At 62.4% G+C, this 23736-nt stretch carries 26 protein-coding genes and 1 pseudogene; 5 read left to right on the top strand and 22 right to left on the bottom strand.

Features of this window, described 5'->3' with window-relative positions; translation table 11 throughout:
• Window positions 1-508 precede the first annotated feature (508 nt).
• The 4 genes from I6F35_RS08425 to I6F35_RS08410 all read right to left on the bottom strand — a co-directional run bounded on the left by I6F35_RS08425 (window position 509) and on the right by I6F35_RS08410 (window position 3095).
• The gene (locus I6F35_RS08425) at window positions 509-1009 is read right to left on the bottom strand and encodes a permease (protein WP_225117181.1); all 501 of its coding nucleotides are present in this window, start codon (window positions 1007-1009) and stop codon (window positions 509-511) included.
• Window positions 1006-1605, bottom strand: coding sequence for a permease (locus I6F35_RS08420; protein WP_225117180.1), 600 nt, complete (start codon window positions 1603-1605; stop codon window positions 1006-1008). The genes I6F35_RS08425 and I6F35_RS08420 overlap by 4 nt, the downstream gene beginning before the upstream one ends.
• A 269-nt stretch (window positions 1606-1874) precedes the next feature.
• Entirely contained in the window at window positions 1875-2261 is a 387-nt protein-coding gene (gene crcB, locus I6F35_RS08415) for a fluoride efflux transporter CrcB (RefSeq protein ID WP_225117179.1), read from the bottom strand.
• A gap of 237 nt (window positions 2262-2498) precedes the next feature.
• Window positions 2499-3095, bottom strand: coding sequence for a superoxide dismutase (locus I6F35_RS08410; protein WP_225117178.1), 597 nt, complete (start codon window positions 3093-3095; stop codon window positions 2499-2501).
• 262 nt (window positions 3096-3357) lie between these two features.
• On the opposite strand from I6F35_RS08410, the gene I6F35_RS08405 reads away from it, so the two are divergent.
• Both I6F35_RS08405 and I6F35_RS08400 read left to right on the top strand, forming a co-directional pair.
• A complete protein-coding gene (locus I6F35_RS08405; protein WP_225117177.1) occupies window positions 3358-3885 on the top strand; it encodes a GNAT family N-acetyltransferase in 528 nt (175 codons plus the stop codon).
• A 118-nt stretch (window positions 3886-4003) separates the two neighbouring features.
• Window positions 4004-4447, top strand: coding sequence for a DUF2147 domain-containing protein (locus tag I6F35_RS08400; protein WP_225117176.1), 444 nt, complete (start codon window positions 4004-4006; stop codon window positions 4445-4447).
• Window positions 4448-4618: 171 nt separating this feature from the next.
• On the opposite strand, the gene I6F35_RS08395 is transcribed toward I6F35_RS08400, so the two are convergent.
• The 8 genes from I6F35_RS08395 to I6F35_RS08360 all read right to left on the bottom strand — a co-directional run bounded on the left by I6F35_RS08395 (window position 4619) and on the right by I6F35_RS08360 (window position 11419).
• Window positions 4619-5773 carry a DUF3095 domain-containing protein gene (locus tag I6F35_RS08395; protein WP_225117175.1) on the bottom strand — a complete coding sequence of 385 codons (1155 nt, stop codon included), beginning with the start codon at window positions 5771-5773 and terminating at the stop codon, window positions 4619-4621.
• A gap of 169 nt (window positions 5774-5942) precedes the next feature.
• The gene (htpG, locus tag I6F35_RS08390; protein ID WP_225117174.1) at window positions 5943-7802 is read right to left on the bottom strand and encodes a molecular chaperone HtpG; all 1860 of its coding nucleotides are present in this window, start codon (window positions 7800-7802) and stop codon (window positions 5943-5945) included.
• A 116-nt stretch (window positions 7803-7918) separates the two neighbouring features.
• Window positions 7919-8725, bottom strand: a complete 807-nt coding sequence (locus tag I6F35_RS08385) for an MBL fold metallo-hydrolase (protein WP_225117173.1) — start codon at window positions 8723-8725, stop codon at window positions 7919-7921.
• Window positions 8726-8871: 146 nt separating this feature from the next.
• The gene (locus tag I6F35_RS08380; RefSeq protein ID WP_225117172.1) at window positions 8872-9162 is read right to left on the bottom strand and encodes a hypothetical protein; all 291 of its coding nucleotides are present in this window, start codon (window positions 9160-9162) and stop codon (window positions 8872-8874) included.
• Window positions 9163-9441: 279 nt separating this feature from the next.
• Window positions 9442-9630, bottom strand: coding sequence for a hypothetical protein (locus I6F35_RS08375; protein ID WP_225117171.1), 189 nt, complete (start codon window positions 9628-9630; stop codon window positions 9442-9444).
• Between the two features lie 223 nt (window positions 9631-9853).
• Window positions 9854-10255, bottom strand: coding sequence for a nucleoside diphosphate kinase regulator (gene rnk / locus I6F35_RS08370; RefSeq protein ID WP_225117170.1), 402 nt, complete (start codon window positions 10253-10255; stop codon window positions 9854-9856).
• Window positions 10256-10802: 547 nt separating this feature from the next.
• On the bottom strand, window positions 10803-11012 hold the full coding sequence (locus tag I6F35_RS08365; protein WP_225117169.1) for a hypothetical protein: 210 nt from the start codon (window positions 11010-11012) through the stop codon (window positions 10803-10805).
• A gap of 2 nt (window positions 11013-11014) precedes the next feature.
• Complete coding sequence (locus tag I6F35_RS08360; RefSeq protein ID WP_225117168.1) at window positions 11015-11419, bottom strand: hypothetical protein; 405 nt, start codon at window positions 11417-11419, stop codon at window positions 11015-11017.
• 362 nt (window positions 11420-11781) lie between these two features.
• Between I6F35_RS08360 and zigA the strand changes: the two genes are divergently transcribed.
• Complete coding sequence (zigA, locus tag I6F35_RS08355; protein ID WP_225117167.1) at window positions 11782-12987, top strand: zinc metallochaperone GTPase ZigA; 1206 nt, start codon at window positions 11782-11784, stop codon at window positions 12985-12987.
• A gap of 120 nt (window positions 12988-13107) precedes the next feature.
• Here the strand turns inward: zigA and I6F35_RS08350 are convergent, their stop codons facing one another.
• From I6F35_RS08350 to I6F35_RS08310, 9 genes and pseudogenes are all read right to left on the bottom strand, one after another.
• Window positions 13108-13857: a 2OG-Fe(II) oxygenase gene (locus tag I6F35_RS08350; RefSeq protein WP_225117166.1), complete on the bottom strand. Its 750-nt coding sequence runs from the start codon at window positions 13855-13857 to the stop codon at window positions 13108-13110.
• Between the two features lie 219 nt (window positions 13858-14076).
• The gene (locus I6F35_RS08345; RefSeq protein WP_225117165.1) at window positions 14077-14316 is read right to left on the bottom strand and encodes a hypothetical protein; all 240 of its coding nucleotides are present in this window, start codon (window positions 14314-14316) and stop codon (window positions 14077-14079) included.
• 201 nt (window positions 14317-14517) lie between these two features.
• Window positions 14518-15610: pseudogene (gene ada, locus I6F35_RS08340) on the bottom strand (bifunctional DNA-binding transcriptional regulator/O6-methylguanine-DNA methyltransferase Ada).
• 219 nt (window positions 15611-15829) lie between these two features.
• Complete coding sequence (locus tag I6F35_RS08335) at window positions 15830-16279, bottom strand: ester cyclase (protein ID WP_225117164.1); 450 nt, start codon at window positions 16277-16279, stop codon at window positions 15830-15832.
• 197 nt (window positions 16280-16476) lie between these two features.
• A complete protein-coding gene (locus tag I6F35_RS08330; RefSeq protein WP_225117163.1) occupies window positions 16477-16878 on the bottom strand; it encodes a cytochrome C oxidase subunit IV family protein in 402 nt (133 codons plus the stop codon).
• A 9-nt stretch (window positions 16879-16887) separates the two neighbouring features.
• Window positions 16888-17610 carry a heme-copper oxidase subunit III family protein gene (locus I6F35_RS08325; RefSeq protein WP_225117162.1) on the bottom strand — a complete coding sequence of 241 codons (723 nt, stop codon included), beginning with the start codon at window positions 17608-17610 and terminating at the stop codon, window positions 16888-16890.
• A 16-nt stretch (window positions 17611-17626) separates the two neighbouring features.
• On the bottom strand, window positions 17627-18328 hold the full coding sequence (locus I6F35_RS08320; protein WP_225117161.1) for a cytochrome c oxidase subunit 3: 702 nt from the start codon (window positions 18326-18328) through the stop codon (window positions 17627-17629).
• The gene (gene ctaD / locus I6F35_RS08315; protein WP_225117160.1) at window positions 18325-20100 is read right to left on the bottom strand and encodes a cytochrome c oxidase subunit I; all 1776 of its coding nucleotides are present in this window, start codon (window positions 20098-20100) and stop codon (window positions 18325-18327) included. The genes I6F35_RS08320 and ctaD overlap by 4 nt, the downstream gene beginning before the upstream one ends.
• 74 nt (window positions 20101-20174) lie before the next feature.
• Entirely contained in the window at window positions 20175-21008 is an 834-nt protein-coding gene (locus tag I6F35_RS08310) for a cytochrome c oxidase subunit II (protein ID WP_225117159.1), read from the bottom strand.
• A 524-nt stretch (window positions 21009-21532) separates the two neighbouring features.
• On the opposite strand from I6F35_RS08310, the gene I6F35_RS08305 reads away from it, so the two are divergent.
• Together I6F35_RS08305 and I6F35_RS08300 are read left to right on the top strand one after the other, a co-directional pair.
• Window positions 21533-22435, top strand: coding sequence for a DUF2189 domain-containing protein (locus tag I6F35_RS08305; RefSeq protein ID WP_225117158.1), 903 nt, complete (start codon window positions 21533-21535; stop codon window positions 22433-22435).
• Window positions 22417-23352: a complex I NDUFA9 subunit family protein gene (locus I6F35_RS08300; protein WP_225117157.1), complete on the top strand. Its 936-nt coding sequence runs from the start codon at window positions 22417-22419 to the stop codon at window positions 23350-23352. Before I6F35_RS08305 ends, I6F35_RS08300 begins: the two co-directional genes overlap by 19 nt.
• Window positions 23353-23482: 130 nt before the next feature.
• Here I6F35_RS08300 and I6F35_RS08295 read toward each other — a convergent pair whose 3' ends face one another.
• Entirely contained in the window at window positions 23483-23638 is a 156-nt protein-coding gene (locus I6F35_RS08295; protein WP_225117156.1) for a hypothetical protein, read from the bottom strand.
• Window positions 23639-23736: the final 98 nt, after the last annotated feature.

The following is a 23736-nucleotide window of genomic DNA, read 5'->3' as shown; positions in this document are numbered from 1 at the left end:
GCCGAGCGCATGCCCGGCCTGAAGACCGGCGAGCGGACGGGGTCAAGGCCGCACGCCGCCGGAGGCGGGGGCGCGCAGCGCCAGCCTTGAGCCCGGCCGATCACCGGTCTAACAACACAGTTGCTTCTCGGTGACCGGGCTTTCTTGCCACCGTCACTCCGCAGATACTCGATCCACAGAACTTAGCGCCAGCGTCGGGGCGCCAGAACCACACGACTTCGCCGTCCGCGCTGGGTGTTCTCGTCAGTCACATCCACCACGTCCACCGCATCCCGCCGCGCGCTTGTGACGATCGCGAAACGCCCCTCGTTCGGGCGGGACGGCGCGGATTCATGAACTGATTTGCACGAGAACAAAAGAGGAATATTTTCGCGCCTGCGACTCGACCTGCCGGTGGCGTGATTTGCCCATCGGGCAACACAGCCTTTGGTAGCTCGGAGGGAAGCTTCCTACCCGAACGCTGCGAAATGGCGCGCAGCTCATTACCCGCCACAGGGTTTGCTAATTGTCATGGCCTCCCGATCACCATCGCGATCGCCGCAGCCAGGAACGGGAACGGCACCGAGACCGCGGCGCGGAACCAGACGAAGCGCGCCGGCATGAACGGGATCTCCCACAGGATCACCCTCTGGAAGGCGAACAGCGCCCAGGCCACGACATAGGCGACCACCTGGGGCGGACCGCCGCCGGCCTTCATCGCCACCGCGCCGATAGAAAAGCCGACCACCGGCCCGCCCGGCGTCGCCGCGCCCGCGATGACGGCGGTCAGCACGCCGAGCCAGCCGCTGTCCGGTCCGAGCCAGCCGGTGATGATCTCCTGCGGGATCACGGCGGCGATATAGCCGGAGCCGACCACGCCGATCGCGATCCGCGGCATGATGCCCGCAAATTCGAGCGAACCTTCGCGCAGGGACGACACCAGCACCGTGCGTCCGCGGCGCCAGGCGATGTAGCCGACGCCTGCAACCGAACCCCACAGCAGGATGTCGATCAGGAGCGCCGCGCTCATTGCGGCGCGCCGTTCGGATAGATCCGGGCATAGACGAAGCGGCCGAGGGCGCCGGCGAGCACTGGCAGCGGCAGCGAGATCACGATCCGCCACAGCGTGAACTCGGTACCCATGATCGGCAACTCCCAGGCGACCGCGCGGCCATAGCCGATCAGGGTCCAGCTCACCACCATCGCGATGGTGGCGCCGAAATCGGCGCCGACGGTGAGCAGCGCCGCCGCCACCGGATAGGCGGTGAAGGGACCGCCCGGCAGGATCGCGCCGAAGGCAGTGCCGATGAGGAGGCCCTTCAATCCCGATTTCGGTCCGAGCGAGCGCGAGACTTTTTCGTGCGGCAGAATTTCCGCGATGAATGCACCGAGCAGGCAGCCCGCGAGCACGCGCGGCAGGATGCCGCCGAACAGCGAGAGATCATGGGTGAGAATTTCGATCACGCCATCCACACCATCGCGCCGGTACACCAGGCCGGCGCAAACCAGGACCAGCACGAGGATCGAGATCATCGACCAGCCGATCGGCTTGCGCACGCGGCCGGGACGCGGCTCGGCCTCCGCGTCATCGGCCGGCGGCGGGTCTTTCAGCGGTGCATCTGACAAGGCAATGGGGCCGCGGCGGGGTGAGAATTTTCATCCTGCTTAGTCCCGTCACACAGGCGACGCAAACGGAAGCTCGCCCTGCATCCATGCGCGCGCAGGCTATGGCCATGCGCAGGTGCGCCGCTCTCTCCATTTCGTCATTCGAGGGCGATGCGACAGCATCGAGCCCGGAATCCATTTCACCGCCTGTGCATGCGGCCCGATGGATTCTCTGATGTGCAATCGCACATCATAGCTCGCGCTTCGCGCGCCCCGGAATGACGGAAGGATCATGTGAGGTGGCGGACGATGGCCAGTCCGGCGAACAGGCCCGCTATCGACAGCGCGACCGAGCCGAGCACGTAGAGTGCCGCGAGCGCGAGTTCGCCGCGTTCGTAGAGCAACGCGGTGTCGAGCGAGAATGCGGAGAAAGTGGTGTAGCCGCCGAGGATGCCGGTCATCAAAAACAGCCGCCACGGCTGCGACGCCTCGCCCTTGAAGGCGAGATAGCCCGCGATCAGGCCCATCACGGTCGAACCGGTGATGTTGATGATGAAGGTGCCGTAAGGAAAGGCGGTGCCGACGCAGCGCGCACAAGTCAGATTGACGAAGTGGCGCAGCATCGCGCCGAGGCCGCCACCGAAGAAGACCAGAAAATAGCTTGCTGCCGTTCCCACCACTGCCCCCGCTGGTGTGTTTGCCCTCCCCTGAAAGGGGGTCGAGACGAAGCTCGCTCTGAGGTCGACGCGAATGTAGTGAGCGGCGGGGCGGGGTCAGGTCTCTCCGCTGAGACGGTGCCCGAGTGGAGAGACTTGACCCCTCCCCGGTTCGCATTGCGCTTCGCTACATGCGAACCGACCCTCCCCTTTCCGGGGAGGGTCGAGACGCCGTGCATGATTGACGCTGCCAGAAGCTCAAGCCTTGCCGAACAGCTCGTCGACGTAGTCCCAGTTCACGAGATTCTCGACGAACGCCTTCAGATAGTCGGGACGGCGGTTGCGATAGTCGATGTAGTAGGAGTGCTCCCAGACGTCGACGCCCAGGATCGGGACCGCGCCATGGACCAGCGGGTTCTCGCCGTTCGGCGTCTTCGAGATCTCGAGCTTGCCGCCCTTGACCTGCAGCCAGGCCCAGCCCGAGCCGAACTGGCCGACACCGGCAGCGGCGAAATCGGTCTTGAACTTGTCGAAGCCGCCAAGGTCCTCGTTGATCTTCTTTTCGAGCCGGCCGGGGAGCTTGCTGCCGCCGCCGTTCGGCTTCATCCACTTCCAGAAGTGGATGTGATTGTAGTGCTGGCCGGCATTGTTGAAGACGGCCGCGTTCTTGTTGTACGAGCCCTTCACGATCTCCTCGAGGGACTTGCCCTCGAATTCGGTCCCTTTGATCGCGTTGTTGCCGTTGGTCACGTAAGCCTGATGATGCTTGTCGTGATGGTACTCCAGCGTTTCCTTCGACATGTAGGGCGCGAGGGCGTCGTGGGCGTAGGGGAGGTCAGGTAACGTGAAAGTCATGGTGTGATGTCCAACATGATGGGAGACGACACTAACGGAGACCTCTTATAGAAGGTTCCATCACAGTTAAACACCGCATTTTCGGCGCGGGCATGCGGGCGGCGCAAGCGGTTTGCAAAACGTCAGCGCAACGAACCAACTCCAAAATAGTGTTGGGAATGAAATGCTTAAGATCGACTCGCCGCGCCGGGATGCAGGGCTGGATGCCTTTCCCTGTTGGTGCGAGTAAGATTGCACAGGCGGCATGCAAGGACCGACTTGGATGAGTATCGAGATCGAAGTCCTCAACGGCGACGCTTCCTGGAAGACGGTCGAACCGCTGCTTCAGGCGGTGTGGCCGAGCGAGGCGATCGCCAAATTGCCGTGGGGCCATGTCAAGTGGGCTCACGCCGACCTGCGCGTCCTGATCGATGCGCCTGAGGGCGGTGTCGGCTGCCATGTCGGCATCTATTTCCGCACCATCATCTGGAACGGACACCGGATCCATGTCGGCGGCATCGGCGGGGTAGCGACCCGCGAGGACTGCCGACGCCGCGGCTATGCCTCGATCGCGCTCAACGCCGCGGTCGAGACCGTGCGCGCCAATGAGGCGGCCCGCTTCATCCTGCTGTTCTGCGAGCCGCACAATTTCGCCTTCTACCAGACGCGCGGCTGGCGGCCTTTCACCGGCGATATCTATTGCGAGCAGCCGAACGGACGCATCCGTTTCGAGGCGATGGCGCCGTTCGTGTTCGACATCAAGCGCGCGCCCGATACGGGGACCATCGACCTGTGCGGCCTGCCCTGGTGATCCCCTGAATGACGCGCATCATGAACCGGGGCAAATGATCGCGCGCGAACGCGCGGAAGTGAGATTGCACAAAACCGATTTGTTGCTATGCAGGCCTGCTTTTCCTGGGGAACGAATCATGGCTTGCAGATCAGTGTTTGTCGCGGCGATGCTGGCGGGATTGTTGGCCGCACCGATGGCGCGCGCGCAAGGCGCAGGTGATCCGTCCGGTGTGTGGCAGACGCAGGCGGGCGACGCCCGCGTCAAGATCAGCAAATGCGGCGGCGGCATTTGCGGCGTGATCGTCTCGTTGCGCGAGCCGATCGACCCCGCGACCGGCAGGCCCCAGGTCGACAACAAGAATCCGAATCCGGCGCTCACCACGCGTCCGATCATCGGGCTGCCGCTGTTCTCGGGCATGCGGCCGGCCGACGGCGGCAAGTGGGCTGGCCAGATCTACAACGCCGATGATGGCGGCACCTATGCGAGCAGCGTTTCGCTCGCGGGACCCGATACGCTGCGGGTCGAAGGCTGCGTCGGCGCGCTCTGCGGCGGCGAAACCTGGACGCGCGTGGGACGCTGACTGTGGAGTGCGATGGATTAACTTCCTCCTGAAAGGGGGAAGGTCGGGATGGGGGTCAAGCCACGAGCACAGGCGCCCGTGGAGAGAGATCCCCACCCGGTCTGCGCTTACGCGCAAACCGACCTCCCCTTTTCAAGGCGAGGTGGAGAGCGAGCCAGAAGCTGAAGTGGTTCATGTAGGCATCGTCTTCAGCGCCGTGGCGGCGGAGGCGTAGCCGCCGCGGGCGCCGTCGATGAAATGCACGTGGTCGCTCCGCATCGCCGACGGCGTGAAGCAGGTCATCATCGCGGCATCCTGCCGGTGCAGGCCATAACGCACGACACCGTTGGCAGCGGCCTGCGCAAGACCTTCGGCGAGCGCCTGCGCCAGTTCCTCGCTGCAATCGAGGATCATCCGCAAGCCGTCGTCATATTTGCGGAAGTCGGAATTTTCCACCACCTGACGCATATAGTCCTGCGGCACGAACCTGCCGATCCTGATGCCGAAGCGCATGATGGTGGCGACCCATAGCGTGACGGCAAGCACCAGGACGCGCCGCGCGAACAGCGGGCCGCCGCGCCTGGTGCGCGCCTCGAAGTCGAGGCCCTGCGGCGGCCAGCGCAGCGCCGGCCCGTCCGACGGCACCGGGCGGCCAGCATCCGGGCTCCGTTCGGCGAGCGCTATGACCTCCTCGATCGCCTTGCGGAAGGCACGGGGATCGCCGCCCTTCGCCGGCACCACCAGTACGGCCAGAATGACGCCGCGCGCGGATGGAATTTCCTCGAAGCGGCAGGACAGCCCGCTGAGATCGGGCTGCGTGCCCGGCGGCGCCGGCGCGACCGCGAATTCACCGCGCTTCATCGCAGCTTCCGCGAAGCCAAGCCCGCCGCCGGAGAACATCGCATAGGAAAGATTGGCCGACGGCCCGAAGCGGGCGACGCGGACGTCCAGACCTTGCTGTCGTATGTCCTTCATCGGCACCAGCGCCACGCGCATGATGAGATCGAGATCATCCCTTACCCAGATCGCGGTCGCCGCCAGCGCCTCGCGCGCGGCGTCGAGATCGGCGGGCGCGACCGCAAAGCTTGCGCCGTCGCCGCCGAACACGAAGGGGAATTCGCGGCCCTGGAGTGCGTTGGTGACGGCGGCGATGACGGCCGCACCCGCCATGTTGACCGCCTTGTAGCGCTGTGCGGCGATCGCCTTGGTCGATTCCACGATGTCGGCGACGCCGATGGTCCAGTCGTCAGGCAACGGCGAATACAGCGACGGCTCCATCAGGCGCGCAAAGCCGCGGAACACCGGGATGCCGCCGTAGAAGATCTCGCTGCCGCCTGCCGCCGCCATGGACCGCTCCGCTTTCGGAGTCTGTGTAGCAGATACGGCTGGCTTTGGGATCGGTTGCAAGCGGCAGTAGCTGTCATTGCGAGGAGCGATAGCGACGAAGCAATCCATTTCTCCACTCGCGGCACGATGGATTGCTTCGCTCCGCTCGCAAGGACGGATGCGGACCGTGCTACGCCTTCGCCAGTCCGCGCAGCACGAGCTGGTTGAGACGGCTCGCGAACGCGGCCGGGTCTTCCGGCAATTCGCCCTCCAGGATCTGGGCCTGCTCGAGCAGGAGCAACGACAGATCCCTCGCCGCATCCTTCTCGCCCACGATCGCGGCAACCAAAGGATGGCGCAGATTGACCTCGAGAATCGGCTTTGTCACCGCCCCGCGGTTCTGTTGTGCGAGCAGCCGCTCGAGCATGCGGTCGCGGCCGCCGCCGACCAGGCACGAGGCGCTCGAGGTCAGCCGCTGCGAGGCGCGGACATCGGCGACGCGCTCGCCGAGCGCTTCCTTGATCGCGGCGATCGTCGTGGCCTCATCCGCCGCCGGTTCGTCCTTCGCGGCCGCCTTGTCGTCGACGAGCGGGATCAGGCTGAAATCGACGTCGCCCTGGCTCAGCGACTTCAGCGGCTTGCCGCCGAAATCGATCGGCGCCGAGGTCCAGAACGCGTCCACGGGATCGGTGAGCAGGAGCACCTCGACGCCGCGTGCTTTCGCGGCTTCGAGTTTTGGATTCGACTTCAACCGCTCGATGCTATCGCCGGTGAGATAATAGATGTCGGTCTGGTTCGGCCTGATCGCCTCGACATATTGCTTGAGCGTGCGGTTCTCGCCCGCGGTCGTCGTGAAGCGCGCCAGGCCGAGCAGCTTCTCGCGCCGCTCGTAGTCTTCCCACAGGCCCTCCTTGAGGACCGGACCGAACGCATCCCAGATCTTGGCGAACGCGTCCTGCTCCTTGTCCGCCAATCGCTCGAATTCGCCGATGACGCGGCCGGTCACGGCGTTGCGGATCTGCGTGAGCTGCGGATTGTTCTGCAGCATCTCGCGCGAGATGTTGAGCGGAAGGTCCTCGCTGTCGATCACGCCGCGGATGAAGCGCAGATAAGCCGGCAGGAGATCGGCATCGTCGGCGATGAAGACGCGGCGGACATAGAGCTTCACCCTGCCCTTGCGCGCCGGCTCGAACAGGTCGAACGGCTTCGTCGAGGGCGCGAACAGCAGCACGGCATAGGACTGCCGGCCCTCGGCGCGATAATGCAGGGTCATCGCCGGCTCGTCGAAGGCGCCGGCGATCGATTTATAGGCTTCCTTGTAGTCCTCCGCCGACAGCTCCGATTTCGACCGCTGCCACAGCGCGCTCGCGGAATTGATCTGGCGCGGCTCGCCCTCCTCCGGCACCAGTTCGATCGGGAACTGGATATTGTCCGAATAGGCGCGGACGATGCGCTCGATCTCATAGGTCTCGAGATATTTTGCGGCGTCCTTCTTCAGGTGCAGCACGATCTCGGTGCCGCGGATGACGCGCTTGGCGTCCTCCTCGCCGGCCGGCGCGATCTCGAAGCCGCTGCCGCCTGACGAGGTCCAGGTCCAGACCTCATCGCTTCCGGCACGGCGGCTGATCACGACGATCTTTTCGGCAACCATGAAGGCGGCATAGAAGCCGACGCCGAACTGGCCGATCAGGTTGGCGCCGTCCTTGGCCTCGGCGAGTCGCGCCAGGAACGACTTGGTGCCGGAACGCGCGATGGTGCCGAGATTGTCGATCAGCTCCTGCCGGTCCATGCCGATGCCGCTGTCGATCACGGACAACGTATTGGCGTTCTTGTCCGGCCTGATCCAGATCTTCGGCGGCGCACCGTCGGCGATCAGATCCGGCGCGGCAATCGCCTCGTAACGCAGCTTGTCGCAGGCATCCGAGGCGTTCGAGATCAATTCGCGCAGGAAGATATCGGTTTCCGAATAGACCGAGTGCACCATGAGCTGCAGGAGCTCGGCAACCTCGGCCTGGAACGGCTGGGATTCAGGGGCGGTCGTGGTGGTCATGGCAAATCGCTAGGCTGACAGGTCCAACGAAACGGCGGGAAGCCCCTGATATAGCAATATCATTTCGGGCGGCAAGTGGACCCGCACGCTGGAATAGTCCGCTTTTATGGCCTGCCTCATCCGGCGATTGCCGCGAGATAGCGGGCGACGGACGCATCGAACGCCGCCTTGGCGCCGCGCTCGATGTTTCGCCCCCACCATGCACCATAGATCCGATCGAACGCGAGCGGCGCGATCGCCTCCGCGATGCGCCGCACCGCAGTGGCGTTCAGCGGGGTGTAGTTCGGATAGGAGTACATGAAGCTGACGTGACGGCGATCCATCGCCACTTGCGCAATATCGCCGGTCAGGAGCGCGCCGCGGCCGTCCGCGCCTTTCCGCCAATGCAGCACCGTCGCGCCGGCAAAATGCCCGCCGGCTCGGACCAGCACGAGATCATCCGATATCGCGAGCGTCTCGCCACGCCAGGGCACGATCGACGGATGCGGCCGCGTGATCCATTGTGCGTCGTCCTCATGCAGATAGACCGGCGCATTGCCGAACGCTTCGCTCCAATCGGCGAGCGCGCCATAATAATGCGGATGCGATATCGCGATCGCCTTCAGCCCGCCGCGCGACTTGACGTAGTCGATCGCCTCGCGCGTCGCGAGCGGGACGCAATCCCACATCACAAGGGCATCGCCATCGGAGACCAGCAACGCGCGCTGGCCGATGGCGAGGCGCGGCTCGGCTGCGATGCCAATGAGCCCGAGATCGTCGCGCCAGACGAGATGATGACGCTTCGCCAGTTCCTCGCAGCTGAGCCAGGTCTGTCCGTTCCAGTTCACAAACTGCCGCTCGTCCTCGCAAATCGGGCACGAGGGCGGTGGACGGTCGCTATCGGGAAACTGCGCGCCGCATTGTTCGCAAGTCCAATAGGGCATGGGTGTGTCACTCCATTTGGACGCGGAAGGTAGCAAGTTTCGATACTGCTCTCCAACCCTGCGCGTGCGATCCAAAGCACCGTGACGAAGCGGCAAAAACAAAAGCCCGCCAGAGGCGGGCTTTCACGTTGATCAATCAAGAGCGATCAGTGCTTGGAGCCGAGGCTGACGATGACGCCGGTCGGCTCCGGCTCGTGCGGCATCAAATTCGTCAGGGTGTCATCGCTCCAATGGGCGAGGTTCACGATCTTGCCGATCTGCGTGTCCGTCTCCGTGGATTCGCTGGGCTCGAGAACGTTGAGCCCGTTGGTATCGAGGAAGTAGGTGTGATCACCGAACAGGCGGTTCAATTGGGAGACCGCCGGATGATCGTCGGGAAGGCAGTGGGCATCAAATTGGCTCAAAGCCCGCTCGACCTGCGTTGAGTTCAGTTTCATGTTCCTCGCTCCTCTGGATTGGAGGGTTGCACCGTGCAACGGCCGAAGCCGCACACGGCCGCCTGCGTTGGCGGGACGGTCGTCCCAACACAACGACGCGCTGGAGCTTCACTTGTGCCCTCGCTGGATGTTTTTCTTTGAATTGCCATCCTGTCGCCGGCACTTCGCCAAATCCGAGCCGTTCGGCTCGGGTTTCAACGAACGTGAAGCGCGGAACATTGGGTCCGAGGTCGCCTATTCAACCCCTGGCTCGTATTAAATTCGCGAGTTCCTTGGGGTTCATTCTTCGGGAACAGGATGCAGCTTGGCCAATTCGTCGAGAGACAACGCGGCTTCGCGATCCGTCAGCGCGAAACGGACGATGACATCCTGACGATTGACCTGCCCCCAGAGTCCTTCCGAAGACCATTTCTGCGGTACAGGCCCGCGCGGACCTTCGATCCAGACGAAGTACCATTGTTGCGACATGACAAGCGTCTCGCCTGAAACGACGCGCAATCATAGCGCGTTCCGTTGCAGGATCGAACCCGGCTGCCAGGATCGTCCAGATGCGGATCGTGGCGCCCTCACATGAATAGTCTCGCGAGGAAAGCCAGACCGCCGACGAGCCCGATCAGCCCGATGGTGATGCAGATCGCGATCAGCCCGGCTTGCTCAAACAAACGGTCACGCATGGTCGCAAAGCTCCCGCTCAGTGCGAAACCCGTAACACGGTCAGGGCCCGCGTTCGGCGATCCGGCGTTTGAAATTCGATTGACTGGCCAACGGACAGGCCGATCAACGCGGAGCCGACGGGAGTCAGCACCGAAATGCGCTTGCGCGAGATGTCGGCCTCGTGCGGATAGACCAGCACCACTTCCCTCGTCTCGCCGGTGCTGTCGTCGCGATAGCCGACCTCGGAGCCCATGCGGACCACGTCGTGTAAATCCGCGTCGTCAGGCGCGATGCTCGCACGCTCCATCTCCTGCGCAAGGAAGTGTGCCACGCGCGGAAAAAGCTCCATGCTGGAGTTCGCAAGCCCGCTCAACCGCCGCTTCTCCTCGATTGTCACCACGATCGGCGGCAGATCGGGTTCGCTCTTACCGTTGCTCATTCCTTCACCTTTGCGTTTCAGGGCCCCGCGAAACGGTGGCGCGATTTTTATTCAACTCGACGCAAATCGGGCTCCTGCGCGGAAGCCACAAATTCAGATTGTCGATGAGAAACTCCGGACGGCTCGATGGCCGGCCGGCTAATTGCCTGCGTGCAGGCGGCCAGCGTGCAGACAGAACCGCGCGATGCGCGGATCAATGTCGAAGGCATATGTCATAATGAACGAGCATAGCCCCGCGTGACGCTGCCGCCATTGCGGCGAAAGCGCGCACTGGAACAAGGATCACCGCGGAAACGCTTGCACGCATCGCGCACGCCGTGTGGCTCCGCGCCGTGCGTCCGGATTGACGAACCTGTCAATCAGAGCTCGGCAACGCCGAGAGCAGACGCGCGAGCGCCACCTGCCAATGCGTACCGGTCTTCTGGTCAATGCCCGTGAGAAAACCACGGCCTCGAACGGGTACTGGCCACCGGTTTATCACAGTCCCGTGGTCGCCGCCCCGCTCGGGTGATGCAACCAATGGCATTTGCCTCGACCAGAGCCCGCGCTAGCCATCGCCTCCTGCACGATTGGATTCAATGATGGAGACCGGCTCTTCGAGTGCCCGCGCTTGCGTCGATGCGCCTGGCGCGCGGTAAGCAACATAGACGCTGGCGATGATCAATAGCACGGCATAGCCGACGAAGAGGCCGCTGACGCGTCGCCGATAAATCGCACGATCCTCGGGGCTGAGTTGATCCGGCAAAAAGGGCGGCATCTCTACCTCCTCGAACCGTTACGGACGGCCACGCTGGTCGATCCGATACGAACGAGGAAGAACTGCCTCACGTCGTCCAGCAGGCTGCGTCTGCGGTCGGACAGCTTCGGAGACGGTTGCGACGCGCGCGCGTGTGAAAGGCTTTTCCAGTGCGCGACCGCCAGTATCGCCAGACAGCAGAGCGCATTGCATGCAAAACACGCCGCGAGCCACCAGTCGGAACGATTGACCAGCGCATAAGCGCTCGTCGACATGTTGGCGATCAGGAACACACCCCAAGTGGTGTAGGAGATCGCCGACGCGCCATTCTTGTCGGTCGCGGCTTTATGGATTTGCGGGATGTAGGCAAAGAGACGAATGAAATTGCACGCCGCAAACAGCGCCAGTGTGATGTCTTCCAATCGCATCGCGCGCTCTCATCAGAAGCCGTTCCGCGGTAGCCGGCTCAATGGTTTTAATGAATGACATTCCACAAGATTGCTTCGTTTGCAGTGGTGCGAAGCGGTTCGTGAACGCAGATCAACACAGCCGATGAGCCATTGTCGTCACCCGATCGGGGGAGATGCCACGCCGAAAATCGAGGCAGCGAGCGCATCTACGACACGCGGACGGCAAGGAGCTTGAAAGCGAACACCGTACGGCACGGCAGTCGATGCAGCTTGACAATCGAAAACAGCTCCGACAATGTAATGTTATAACATTACAAAGGGTGTCCCGATGCCCATTGCCGGGCGGAAATTCCTCAAGCTGCAAAGGCTGTTCGATCTCCATGCAAAAACTGCCCGTCACCGTCTTGTCCGGCTTCCTCGGGGCTGGAAAGACCACTTTGCTGAACCACGTGCTCAACAACCGCCACGGCCTGAAGGTGGCCGTGATCGTGAACGACATGAGCGAGGTGAACATCGATGCGGACCTCGTTCGCGATGGCGGTGCGAATCTTTCCCGGACCAACGAGAAGCTGGTTGAGATGACCAACGGGTGCATCTGCTGCACCTTGCGCGACGACCTGCTGAGGGAAGTGCGTGCGCTGGCTGAAGGCGGACGGTTCGATTACCTGCTGATCGAATCGACCGGCATCTCCGAGCCGCTGCCGATTGCGGCCACGTTCGACTTCCGGACCGAGCAAGGGGAAAGCCTGTCCGACGTCGCGCGGCTCGACACCATGGTCACGGTGGTCGATGCGGTGAACCTGTTGAAGGATTATTCCTCCACCGACTTCCTCAGCGATCGCGGCGAAGCCCTCGACAACGACCAGCGCACACTGGTCGATCTGCTCGTCGAGCAGATCGAATTTGCCGATGTCGTCGTGCTGAACAAAATGGATGACGCAACGCCCGCGCAGCGCAATGCCGCGCGCAAGATCATCCGGGCGCTCAATCCCGAAGCCGAGCTGCTGGAGGCCAGTCACAGCAAGGTTCCGTTTGATCGGATCCTCGATACCGGGCGCTTCGATTTTCAGAAGGCGCAACAGCATCCGCTGTGGTTCAAGGAACTGTACGGCTTTGCCGACCATGTGCCGGAGAGCGAGGAATACGGCATCAAGAGCTTCGTCTATCGCGCCCGGCGGCCGTTTGAACCTGCGAAACTTCACGATTTCCTTCAGCAGTCCTGGCCGGGGGTCATTCGCGCCAAGGGGCATTTCTGGATTGCCACGCGTCCGCAATGGGTCGGCGAAATGAGCCAGGCCGGCGCCATCACCAAGACCGAGGCCCTGGGATTCTGGTGGGCGGCAATTCCGCGCGAGCGATGGCCTGCGGATGCCGAGTGGCAGCGAATGGTGAAGAAGAGCTGGAACGATTTCTACGGCGACCGCCGGCAGGAGCTCGTCTTCATCGGCACGGGCATGGATGAAGCCGCCATCCGTGCACGCCTTGACGCCTGCCTCGTCAAAGGAAAGCCCGGCATGAATACGCAGGCCTGGGCCCGCCTGCCCGATCCGTTTCCGGCCTGGAAGCGCGCCAACGAAGCGGCCTGACGCGTCGCGCGGTCACGCTGCACCGAGGGAACTGCTCCCCCATGCAAAGCGGATGATTTCGCGCATCTTGCGCTCCTTCGCATTTGTCGTGATTGCGCTCTCCATCCGGCAAGGGCAGCGCTACGTCGCGTCGTGAAAAATGATCCCGACGGTGTGCCGCATGCCGGAACGCACGCGGCTCACACCGTGGCGAAGGTTCACGCGGTAATTGCCCTTCGATCCCTGTACCGGCCGGTTGTGGACCGCGAAAGCCACGGCATCGCCCTGCCCGAGCGGCACGACTTCGGCGCGGCTCTGCATGCGCGGCCGCTGTTCGGTCAGAACAAATTCGCCGCCCGTGAAATCCACGCCGGGCTGCGAGAGCAGAATCGCGACCTGGATCGGAAATGCGAGATCGCCGTAGAGATCCTGGTGCAGGCAGTTGAAGTCACCCGGGACATATTGCAGCAGAAGCGGCGTCGGGCGTGTCTGGCCGGCGTCGTGGCATTGCTTGAGGAACGAGGCGTGGTCGCCTGGATAGCGCTCATGGATTCCCATCCGCCCGTTCCACGCGTTGGCAACGACTACCAGGCGCGGATAGAGCGCCGTCCGCAGGCCATCGAGCAGATCGGGCAGCGGATATTTGAAATAGCGATACTCACCCTTGCCGAAGCCGTGCCGCGCCATGTGGATGTGGCTTCGGAAGCGGTTCTCGTCGGCATAGAGGCCTGCAATGGCACGGCATTCCTCGGGCGAAAGCAGCTTTGGCAGGACAGCGCAGCCATAATTGTCGAGCTCGCCTGCGAGCACCTGCCAGTCGTAAGCGACGACCCGTGCTTCCGCCGACGTAGCCGCAGAGGGACGAGAGATGGTGGACGAACGGGCTGTCATGTGATGGTCTCCTTCCTGATCAAGTCACGTTTGCGCTCGATGTCCCGGCATTGGCACGCTTTGCCGTGGATGAAAGCCGCAACGCGACGTCGGAAATCATGCGGTTCATGATTTGGCTTCCTGATCTGTCCTCACGGTCTAAATATTCTGCGAGGCGCTCGTTCGAACTCCGGTGCTTGCTTTCAAATCGAGAAAGCTTCCGATCGTTGCCTGCCGATCTCAAGGAACTGGACGCTCGGCGCAAAGCAAGCGCATGGGAACCTCGGCCGGCTCACGCATGCGGATGACCGTCGTCTTGGCGAGAAGATAGGTCTCGCCGGTGCGAAAGCGGAGCCGAATATCTCCGTTCTCGAGCATGTGCCATTCCGCATGGCCTTCGACGACGAGCCGGCGGAAATAGGCCATCACGCGAGCCTTCGCCGGATCGGCGTGAAGGGGGCCTGCGATCGCATCGGCCATTGTCCTGGTCGGGCGGCGCCTTTCGCGCTTCGTCTTTGCACCGAAGGCACTCCGAGGAAACATCGTCTGAAGCATTCCTTCCGCCATCGATCGGCGTCGGCCACCTGAATGATCAAGTAAGCGCACGAGACTGCGACCCGAGCACTCCGGATATTGCTTTCAAACTCGCAGAACACGATCGGGGAAATGCGCCTTCGGAGGTCAAGCGCCTTGCGAGGATTCCCGCTCGAGCAGCGCGCGTTTGCGTTCAACGCCCCAGGCATAGCCCGAGAGCGCGCCATCTTTCCGAACGATGCGATGGCAGGGAATGGCGACGGCAAGCTTGTTCGCCGCGCAGGCGCCCGCCACCGCGCGCACGGCTTTTGGGAAGCCGATACGCTCTGCAATTTCGGCGTAGGAAACGGCTTCGCCGACAGGAATCTCCTGCAAAGCCTGCCACACGCGTTGCTGGAAGGCGGTGCCACGGACGTCGAGGGGAAGGTCGAGGCCGATACCCGGCGCTTCAACAAAACCGACGACCCCGGCAACCAGCGCCTCATAGTCGCGATCAGCGCCAACGAGATGCGCTTTCGGGAATCGGTCCTGGAGATTGCGGACGAGTTCGTCCGGATCCTCACCCAGCAGGATCGCGGCAACGCCCTTCGTGCTCGAGGCCACGAGGATGGCGCCGAGGGAGCTCTGTCCGACAGCGAACTTGATCTCCTCATTGGTGCCCCCGGCGCGATAATGCGATGGAGTCATGCCGAGCATGCCCGTCGACTTCTCGTAGAAGCGGCCGCTGGAGTTGAAACCGGCGTCGTAGATCGCCTCGGTGACGGAGTTGCCGGAGGCCAGCCCCTGACGAACCTTCCCGGCACGGTGAGCGGCGGCGTATTCCTTCGGGGTCAGCCCGGTCGTGGCCCTGAACACGCGATGGAAGTAGCTCGGGCTCCGGCCGATCGCGGCCGCCAATTGTTCCAGTGAAGGCTCTTCTTCGCTCTGCTCGATGTTCCGGCACGCCCTCGCCACCAGGGTCGCATTCTCGGCTTCGGTCGAAAGGCCGCCCGGATTGCAACGCCTGCAAGGCCGAAAGCCTGTCGCCCTGGCGCTTTCCAGGCTGTCGTGGATTTGCACGTTCCTGGGATTGGCGAGGGCGCGAGGGGCAGGACGGCCGGCAATAAACGCCGGTCGTTGCAACCGAGTACCAGAGATGGCCATCGGCTGTCTTGTCGCGCGCGACAATGCGCGCCCAACGAGGATCATCCACCACCGATCGGGGCGCTGATTTCGGGCTCTTGGCGCGCGTCGCAGTCATCTTCTTGCATGCCTTGTCTTGTGCCGGATCGGCGATGTCGTCAATTTCCGCCGATCACACGTCCTGCTCTTGCGCCCGAATTCGGTTGCCTGCGGCGCGTGAACGAGGCGTTGTGCGATTGTCGCGGACGAGGACGGGCACCGCCACCCGATTTCTGCTACCCGGCAAAATGAGGCCCGCACGAGGCGTGCGGACCTCATTGGCTGACGCCTGTTCCGATCAGGCGGCCTTGAGCAGTTCGAGTTGGGTCAGCGCCGTCACGCCGTCGTCGAGACCGATTTCCTCAACGATCTTGCCGTCGATCACTTTCAGCACCGTCGTGCCGGTGAAGTGCATCTTGCGGCCGGTCGCAGCCGGCAGACCTCCGACCAGGAAATCGTTGAAGGCAGGACCCGTATGGGTGCCACCCCCTTCCCATTGGCCGACGACATAGTCGCCCTCCGCGATCAGATCCGCCGTGCCCCAGAAATTGAGATCGGGGAATGCGGCACGGAAATCGGTCATGAACGCCCTGATATCGTCGCGGCCGCGGCGGGGCTCATGCAGCGAATATTTGAGCAGCATGTTCGGCGCGGCGATCTCGTCGATAACAGCAAGATTGACGTCCTTGCCCCAGAACTCCGTGAACCAGCGGCCGACAACGGCCTTGTTATCGTCTTCCTTGCTCATTGGAATGGCTCCTTGTGCCTCGTGAGGATCACCGACATCGGTCGATGATCTGAACGAGGGCTTACGCTTGACCGGACTGAGCCGAACTCCGGTTCTTGCCTTGAAATCGAAAGCGGTATCGCCGATGCCGCGGCCGCGCGGTGGCTCATCCGGCCACGTCACGCCTCGACGGTTCTCCGAAACGGCGGGTGCGCGAGCTACGCCGTTGGAGCGAAAAATACGATCCGGAGCAGATGCGTGTAGTCGGATTCGAACACCATGATCGCCACGAATACCAATACCAGCGCCGGCGGAAGCAGGATGGCATAGGCCAGGGCTAACCGCTCCCAGGCCATGTGCATGAAGACGGCGACGATCAAACCAGCCTTCAAGATCATGAACAGCAGAATCAGCGACCATCTGAGATGGCCGTGGATGCCGAAATAGTCGACGAGGTAGGAGCAGGCACTAAGGACGAACAGCCATCCCCAGACGATGAGATAGAGCTTGATCGGGTGCTGCTGCCCTACTGCTTGCGTGGCTCCCGGCGCATGGGCCTCATGGGCGTGAATGTGCAGTGAAGATTGCTGGCCTTCCACATGTATTGCGGCTTCTGTCATGCGCCGACCTCACCAAAGATAGAAAAAGGCAAAGATGAACACCCACACAAGATCGACGAAGTGCCAATACAGGCCGGTGATTTCGACGATCTCGTAATTTCCCTTCCGGCTTGTGAAGAAGCCGCGCCTTTCGACATCGAAGTCGCCTCGCCAGACCTTTCGTGCGATGGCGATCAGGAAAATCACGCCGATCGTCACGTGGGTGCCGTGGAAGCCGGTTATCATGAAGAAGCTGGCGCCGAACTGCGGCGCGCCCCACGGGTTGCCCCAGGGCCGAACGCCCTCCATGATCAGCTTGGTCCATTCGAAGGCCTGCATTCCGACGAACGTCGCGCCGAAGGCGGCAGTGGCCAGCATCAAGGCTGCCGTTCTGATCCGATCGCGGCGGTAGCCGAAATTGACCGCCATCGCCATCGTGCCGCTGCTGCTGATCAGGATGAAGGTCATGATGGCGATCAGGATGAGCGGGATATGCGCGCCGCCGATGTTGAGGGCAAAGACCTCGCTGGGATTGGGCCACGGCACTGTCGTGGACATTCGCGCCGTCATGTATGACAGCAGGAAACAACTGAAGATGAAGGTGTCGCTCAGGAGGAAGATCCACATCATGGCCTTCCCCCAGGAGACATTCTTGAAGGCGCGCTGATCCGACGACCAGTCGGCGGCGATGCCTCGCCAGCCCGGGAGCAGCGCAGGCGATGCGCCAACGTTTGTCAGTGCAGTTTCTGCCATCGGTTCCTGCCCTCCCCTAGCTGAGCAACTGGCGACAGATGTCGACGAAATTGTCTGTCCATCCCGTCAGCATGCCGAGCAGGACCAGCCAGACCAGCAGCAGGAAGTGCCAATAGATAGCGCAGAGCTCCACGCTTACGCGCACCTGCGCGACCTCAACGCCACGCCAAACCTTGCCGATCGTTCTGCCGAGCGCCACCAGACCGCCCATCAGATGCAACCCATGCGCCGCGGTGATCAGGTAGAAAAAGGAATTGGCCGGATTGGATGCCACGAAATATCCGGCGACACTCAGCTCCCGCCACGCCATAAGCTGTCCAACCAGGAATGTCACGGCGGATGCTCCCCCAGCGAGCAGGCCGAGAATGACGCCGTCGATATCGTCGCGACGCGCGGCAATATAGGCCCATTGCAGCGCGACACTGCTCAACACCAGCACGCCCGTGTTGAACCACAGCAGCGGCGGCACCGGGAGCGTTCGCCAGTCCACCATCGTCATGCGCATGGAGTAGGCGCTGATGAAGAGCGCGAATAGCGAGCCGACGACCGCGAGAAACACCCCCAATCCGATCTTCGCCGCCTGTGGCGACGATCTCTCCTCACGGAGGTCGACGATCACCCCCTCCTCCAGCCAGGGCTTGGCTGTCAGACGCTGCTGCGAGAGCCACCATCCCACGATTGCCGCTATACCAGCCATGAACAGGATAATGGCACTCACGGATGGGCCCCCTGCGCCGACAGTTTCGCCGGCGGTTCATTTTGCGGGATGAAGTCCCGCGCCGCGCCGGGGACGCTGTAATCGTAGGCCCAGCGATAGACGATCGGGAGCTCCTTGCCCCAGTTGCCATGCCCCGGCGGGGTCTCCGGCGTCTGCCATTCGAGCGACGTGGCTCGCCAGGGATTGCCGCCCGCCTCTCTGCCCTTGAACAGGCTCCAGATCAGATTGAATATGAAGACAAGCTGGGCAAAGCCGACGATCAGCGCCGCCACGCTCATGAACGCGTTGAGGTCGTGGGCAGATGCCGGGATAAAGGCTGTTTCGCCGATGTCGTGATAGCGGCGGGGCATGCCCAGGAGGCCGAGATAGTGCATCGGGAAGAAGACCGCGTAGGCACCGAGGAACGTGACCCAGAAATGGAATTGCCCGAGCGCCTCGTTGAGCATTCGTCCCGTGACTTTCGGATACCAGTGATAGATCCCGCCAAACACGGCCATGATCGGTGCAATGCCCATCACCATGTGGAAGTGGGCGACGACAAACATCGTATCGGACAACGGAACGTCCACGACCACGTTGCCGAGGAACAGGCCGGTCAGTCCGCCATTCACGAACGTGATGATGAACGCCAGCGCGAACAGCATCGGGATGGTGAGATGAATATCGCCGCGCCAGAGGGTCAGCACCCAGTTGTAGACCTTGATCGCGGTGGGGATGGCAATGATGAGCGTCGTGGTGGCAAAGAAGAACCCGAAATACGGGTGCATGCCGCTCACATACATATGGTGCGCCCATACGATGAAGCTGAGCGCGCCGATTGCCACGATGGCCCACACCATCATGCGATAGCCGAAGATGTTCTTCCGCGCGTGGGTGCTGATCAGATCGGAAATGATGCCGAAGGCCGGCAAGGCGACGATATAAACCTCGGGATGGCCGAAGAACCAGAACAGATGCTGGAACAGGATCGGGCTGCCGCCGCCATATTTCGTCAGTTCGCCCATCTCCACGAGTGTCGGCATGAAGAAGCTGGTCCCCAGAAGGCGGTCGAACAGCAGCATCACAGAGGCGACGAACAGCGCCGGGAACGCCAGCAGCGCCATGACGGTGGCCGTGAAAATGCCCCACACCGTCAGGGGCATCCGCATCAACGTCATGCCGCGTGTGCGCGCCTGCAGCACCGTCACCACATAGTTGAGCCCGCCCATCGTGAATCCGATGATGAACAGGATCAGGGAAGCCAGCATGAGAATGATGCCGCCATCCTGCCCAGGCGTGCCGGACAGAATCGCCTGCGGTGGGTACAGCGTCCAGCCGGCGCCGGTGGGCCCGCCAGGCACGAAGAAGGTCGAGGCCAGCACCAGGACCGCGAGCAGGTACACCCAATAGCTCAGCATGTTCACATATGGGAACACCATGTCCCGGGCGCCGACCATGAGCGGGATGAGGTAGTTGCCGAAACCCCCAAGGAACAGCGCGGTGAGCAGGTAGATCACCATGATCATGCCGTGCATGGTGATGAACTGGAGATATTGGTTGGCATCGATGAAGGAGAATGTGCCAGGAAATCCCAGTTGCAGTCGCATCAACCACGAGAGCACCAGCGCGACCATTCCGATTGCCATCGCCGTGATCGAGTACTGGACTGCGATAACCTTGGCGTCCTGCGAAAAGACGTACCGCGTCCACCAGCTCCTCGGATGATAGAGGTCGACCTCACCAACCTCGGCGGGCGGAATGCCTGCGATCGTATCAAACCGGACATCGACCATCGGAATAGCCTCCTTGGTCTTCTGTTCAGCGACGAGTTGGCCTCACGAAATCCGGCCTGTCCTCGTCGGTATGTTCATTCGCTACCTATCCTGTAAGTCGCCTTCGATACGTTGCCCTGCTCCGACAACTCGGCGAACGTCCGCTGCTTCTCCAGCCACGCCTGATGTTCTTTCTCTTCCTCGACGACGACCTTGCTGCGCATTTGCGCGTGCGCGGCACCGCAGAGTTCTGCGCAGAGAACCTCGAATGTTCCGGTGCGGGTGGGCGTGAACCAGTAATAGGTCACCGAGCCCGGTATCATGTCCATCTTCGCCCGGAACTCGGGCACATAGAAATCATGCAGGACATCGATTGAGCGGAGCAGCACCTTCACCGGTTTGCCGAGCACCAAGTGCAGATCGTCGTTTTGAATAACGATGTCGTCCTTTCCGTTGGGATCGTCGGGATTCAACCCCATCGGATTGTCGGCACTGACGAGGCGGGCATCGGAGGTCCCAAGCCGGCCGTCCTTTCCAGGAAGCCGGTAGCTCCATTGCCACTGCTGTCCCATGACCTCGACCTCGGTCGCACCGGCCGGAACGGTGACGAACTGGTGCCAGACCACCAGTCCGGGTGCCAGCATCGCCGCGACGCCGATTGCAGTCCCGACGCTGAGCCACCATTCGAGCCGCTTGTTCTCGGGATTGTAGGCCGCCTGCCTTCCTTCCTGGTGGCGAAAGCGGAAGACGCAGTAGGCCATGAACGCGACGACCGCGACAAAGACCGCCCCCGTGATCCAGAATGTCAGGGTGATGGTGTGGTCGATATAGCTCCAGTTTGAGGCAAGCGGCGTCCACCACCACGGGCTGAAGAGGTGAAACACCACCGAGGCGATTGCGACCAGAAGCAGTATGATTGCGACAGCCATCCCTCATGCATCCTTGCCGCTAAAGGCTGCGGATACCAACCGGAGGGCGGAGCTCACGTCTGTCGCGATGGCGGACTCGCATCCGCTGTCGTCGTGCCTCTTGCCTCGCCCATTCACCCGATCGCGGCGCAGTGTGCACGCCACGACCGCAAGTCTCATAGGAGCTGGGGGCGTTAGGACCAAGATGGTACGCGTCGAACCGGGCGTCAATAGTGGAGTATGCCGCGCGGCGCGTCGCCGAGCTCGCGCAAACCGGCAATCGTCGGCGGGCATCGATTGCGATGCAGCGCAGCAAATCAACTGTGCAAACGCACAATCCGCCCAACCGTGAGTGCTGTCTTGCACTTATCGCACTCATGGCGCTAAGCTTCCGCTACCGGTCGCGACAGGTGTCGTCCGGCAAAGCTCCTTCTCGTCGAATCTGGTTTGCCGGGACTCGGTCGCGATTTTCGCGCTTGAGGCGAATTTGCGCGAGTTGAAGGCCGCGCCGTTGCCCTGCGACACGAGCAAGGAGAACCGGAGCCATGGCTACGCAGTATTTTGCAAGACCTCACCTGCAGTTCTTCGGCGTTTCCACCGCTTATGTCGTTCGCAAGATCGGCCTTTCCGACTTGCGCGATGCGCTGCGCCTGGGCTGGGAAGACTTCCAGGCGATACCAACTCACGCCGTCGTACTGTGCGTGATCTATCCCGTTCTCGGTCTTGTCCTGTTCAGACTGGTCCTTGGCTACTCGGTGCTGCCGCTGCTGTTTCCGCTGGCCGCCGGCTTCGCGTTGATCGGTCCTTTTGCCGCGCTCGGCCTCTACGAACTCAGCCGCCGCCGCGAGCGCGGCGAGGAAGCCGCGGCGTGGCACGCGATGCACGTGCTGAGCGCACCGTCTTTCGGCGCCATTCTCGGCCTCGGCGTGCTCCTGCTCGTCCTGTTCGGGGTCTGGATCGCCGCCGCGGACGCCATCTACATTGCCATCTTCGGCTATGCCGCGGCCGCGAGCATCCCTGATTTCGCAACGCGCGTGTTGACGACGGCGGAAGGTTGGTCGCTCATCATCATCGGCTGTGGCGTCGGCTTCCTGTTCGCCCTCGTGTCCCTGTGCATCAGTGTCGTATCGTTTCCATTGATGCTGGACAGACATGCCACTGCGATCGACGCCGTCCGGACGTCGCTGCGGGCCGTGAAGGAGAATCCGTTCGTGATGGCCGCATGGGGGCTGATCGTTGCGGCGCTGCTGGTGATCGGTTCGCTGCCGTTGTTCCTCGGCCTTGCTGTCGTGCTGCCGGTGCTCGGTCATGCCACCTGGCATCTTTATCGGAAGGTGGTGGAGCCCGACCCGAATCCGCCACTGGAAGAGCAGCCGCGCACGCCGATAGGTCATCGCTATGCGGCTGATTTCCCGGCGTCCCTCTTCCCGTGGAGCCACGAACGCTAGCAACGAACGGTCGCACCATCACGGTGTTCGGTGGAACCGGCTTTCTCGGCAGCCGCATCGTTCGCCATCTGCGCAATCACGAATTTCCGGTCCGGATCGCATCAAGACATCCGGACCGGACACACGGTTCGTCTGATCCCGAGACGCCGCAACTTCAATTCATGGCGGCCAACATTCACGACGAGCGATCGGTCGCGGATGCGCTGGTCGGCGCCTACGGCGCTATAAATGCCGTCAGCCTTTATCGCGAGCGCGGAGCGGAGACCTTTCACTCCGTTCACGTCGAGGCCGCTCAACGCGTCGCAGCCCAGGCCCGCCTGGCCGGAGTCAAACGACTCGTCCACGTTTCGGGAATCGGTGCCGATGCCGCCTCACCGTCCTCCTATGTCCGAAAGCGCGGCGAAGGCGAACAAGCGGTCCGCGCGGAATTCCCCGATGCATTTGTTGTCCGCCCGGCTGTGATGTTCGGACCGGACGACGCGTTTCTCAACACGATCCTCAAGCTCCTTCGCCGGTTTCCGATCTATCCGATGTTCGGCCGCGGCCGGACCGGACTGCAGCCGGTCTATGTCGAAGATGTTGCGGAAGCGGTTGCGCTGCTCATGGAGCGAGCCGAGACCCACCCGACGGTCTTTGAGTTCGGCGGCCCGACCCGCTATTCTTACGAGCAACTGCTCAGGACGATTGCCCGTCAAGCCGGCCGCGCGCCTCTCCTGCTTCCGGTCCCGTTTGTCGTCTGGCAGGCGCTGGCATGGACCTCCGAAATGCTCCCTGATCCACCGCTTACTCGCAATCAGGTGGAGCTGATGCAGATCGACACCGTGCCGTCACCGGAGATGCCTGGATTTGCCGAGCTTGGCATTTCCCCACATTCGATCGAGGACATCCTCCAGAGGATGTCATCGAACCGAGGATGAAGGCGGCCTCCCGGCCAATCCGCTTTAGCGGCTGACCGCCGCCCGCAAATCTCAGCGGCTTCGCGACAATGCGTGCCGTGCGATGCTTTCGGCGAAAAGCGGGGTTTCGCATCGGTTATGATCGCCGCCGTCACGCTGACGCGCGGCTGCTGCCTGTTCGAACGAAAATCCCGTGCTGAGCGATGAAATCCATAAAGGCCTGCGTGGGGTGAGCGATCACGCTGTTGGTGTATTCGCAATGCGTCGCATCGACCGGCTTGACACTGAGAGTCCAGATCACCTGCACCCGTGTTCTGCCGTTTGGGAACGCGACGCGGCGTCCAGCTCTCCCGACGCATAGCTCGCCCGCGCTTGCTTCCCGAGAATCGGACACAAGGTTTCCAA

The sequence above is a fragment of the Bradyrhizobium sp. BRP22 genome, from assembly GCF_020194175.1.
In the GTDB taxonomy this organism is placed as follows: Bacteria; Pseudomonadota; Alphaproteobacteria; order Rhizobiales; family Xanthobacteraceae; genus Bradyrhizobium.
The sequence above is the reverse complement of the archived record's forward strand: the minus strand, read 5'-3'. Positions and strand labels throughout refer to the sequence as shown.

What these genes read in the sequence shown, in the direction of transcription:
- I6F35_RS08425 (WP_225117181.1), bottom strand. Translation starts at nt 1,009, where the DNA reads ATGAGCGCGGCGCTCCTGATCGACATCCTGCTGTGGGGTTCGGTTGCA.
- I6F35_RS08410 (WP_225117178.1), bottom strand. Translation starts at nt 3,095, where the DNA reads ATGACTTTCACGTTACCTGACCTCCCCTACGCCCACGACGCCCTCGCG.
- I6F35_RS08405 (WP_225117177.1), top strand. Translation starts at nt 3,358, where the DNA reads ATGAGTATCGAGATCGAAGTCCTCAACGGCGACGCTTCCTGGAAGACG.
- I6F35_RS08400 (WP_225117176.1), top strand. Translation starts at nt 4,004, where the DNA reads ATGGCTTGCAGATCAGTGTTTGTCGCGGCGATGCTGGCGGGATTGTTG.
- I6F35_RS08395 (WP_225117175.1), bottom strand. Translation starts at nt 5,773, where the DNA reads ATGGCGGCGGCAGGCGGCAGCGAGATCTTCTACGGCGGCATCCCGGTG.
- htpG (WP_225117174.1), bottom strand. Translation starts at nt 7,802, where the DNA reads ATGACCACCACGACCGCCCCTGAATCCCAGCCGTTCCAGGCCGAGGTT.
- I6F35_RS08385 (WP_225117173.1), bottom strand. Translation starts at nt 8,725, where the DNA reads ATGCCCTATTGGACTTGCGAACAATGCGGCGCGCAGTTTCCCGATAGC.
- I6F35_RS08380 (WP_225117172.1), bottom strand. Translation starts at nt 9,162, where the DNA reads ATGAAACTGAACTCAACGCAGGTCGAGCGGGCTTTGAGCCAATTTGAT.
- I6F35_RS08375 (WP_225117171.1), bottom strand. Translation starts at nt 9,630, where the DNA reads ATGTCGCAACAATGGTACTTCGTCTGGATCGAAGGTCCGCGCGGGCCT.
- rnk (WP_225117170.1), bottom strand. Translation starts at nt 10,255, where the DNA reads ATGAGCAACGGTAAGAGCGAACCCGATCTGCCGCCGATCGTGGTGACA.
- I6F35_RS08365 (WP_225117169.1), bottom strand. Translation starts at nt 11,012, where the DNA reads ATGCCGCCCTTTTTGCCGGATCAACTCAGCCCCGAGGATCGTGCGATT.
- I6F35_RS08360 (WP_225117168.1), bottom strand. Translation starts at nt 11,419, where the DNA reads ATGCGATTGGAAGACATCACACTGGCGCTGTTTGCGGCGTGCAATTTC.
- zigA (WP_225117167.1), top strand. Translation starts at nt 11,782, where the DNA reads ATGCAAAAACTGCCCGTCACCGTCTTGTCCGGCTTCCTCGGGGCTGGA.
- I6F35_RS08350 (WP_225117166.1), bottom strand. Translation starts at nt 13,857, where the DNA reads ATGACAGCCCGTTCGTCCACCATCTCTCGTCCCTCTGCGGCTACGTCG.
- I6F35_RS08345 (WP_225117165.1), bottom strand. Translation starts at nt 14,316, where the DNA reads ATGGCCGATGCGATCGCAGGCCCCCTTCACGCCGATCCGGCGAAGGCT.
- I6F35_RS08335 (WP_225117164.1), bottom strand. Translation starts at nt 16,279, where the DNA reads ATGAGCAAGGAAGACGATAACAAGGCCGTTGTCGGCCGCTGGTTCACG.
- I6F35_RS08330 (WP_225117163.1), bottom strand. Translation starts at nt 16,878, where the DNA reads ATGACAGAAGCCGCAATACATGTGGAAGGCCAGCAATCTTCACTGCAC.
- I6F35_RS08325 (WP_225117162.1), bottom strand. Translation starts at nt 17,610, where the DNA reads ATGGCAGAAACTGCACTGACAAACGTTGGCGCATCGCCTGCGCTGCTC.
- ctaD (WP_225117160.1), bottom strand. Translation starts at nt 20,100, where the DNA reads ATGGTCGATGTCCGGTTTGATACGATCGCAGGCATTCCGCCCGCCGAG.
- I6F35_RS08310 (WP_225117159.1), bottom strand. Translation starts at nt 21,008, where the DNA reads ATGGCTGTCGCAATCATACTGCTTCTGGTCGCAATCGCCTCGGTGGTG.
- I6F35_RS08305 (WP_225117158.1), top strand. Translation starts at nt 21,533, where the DNA reads ATGGCTACGCAGTATTTTGCAAGACCTCACCTGCAGTTCTTCGGCGTT.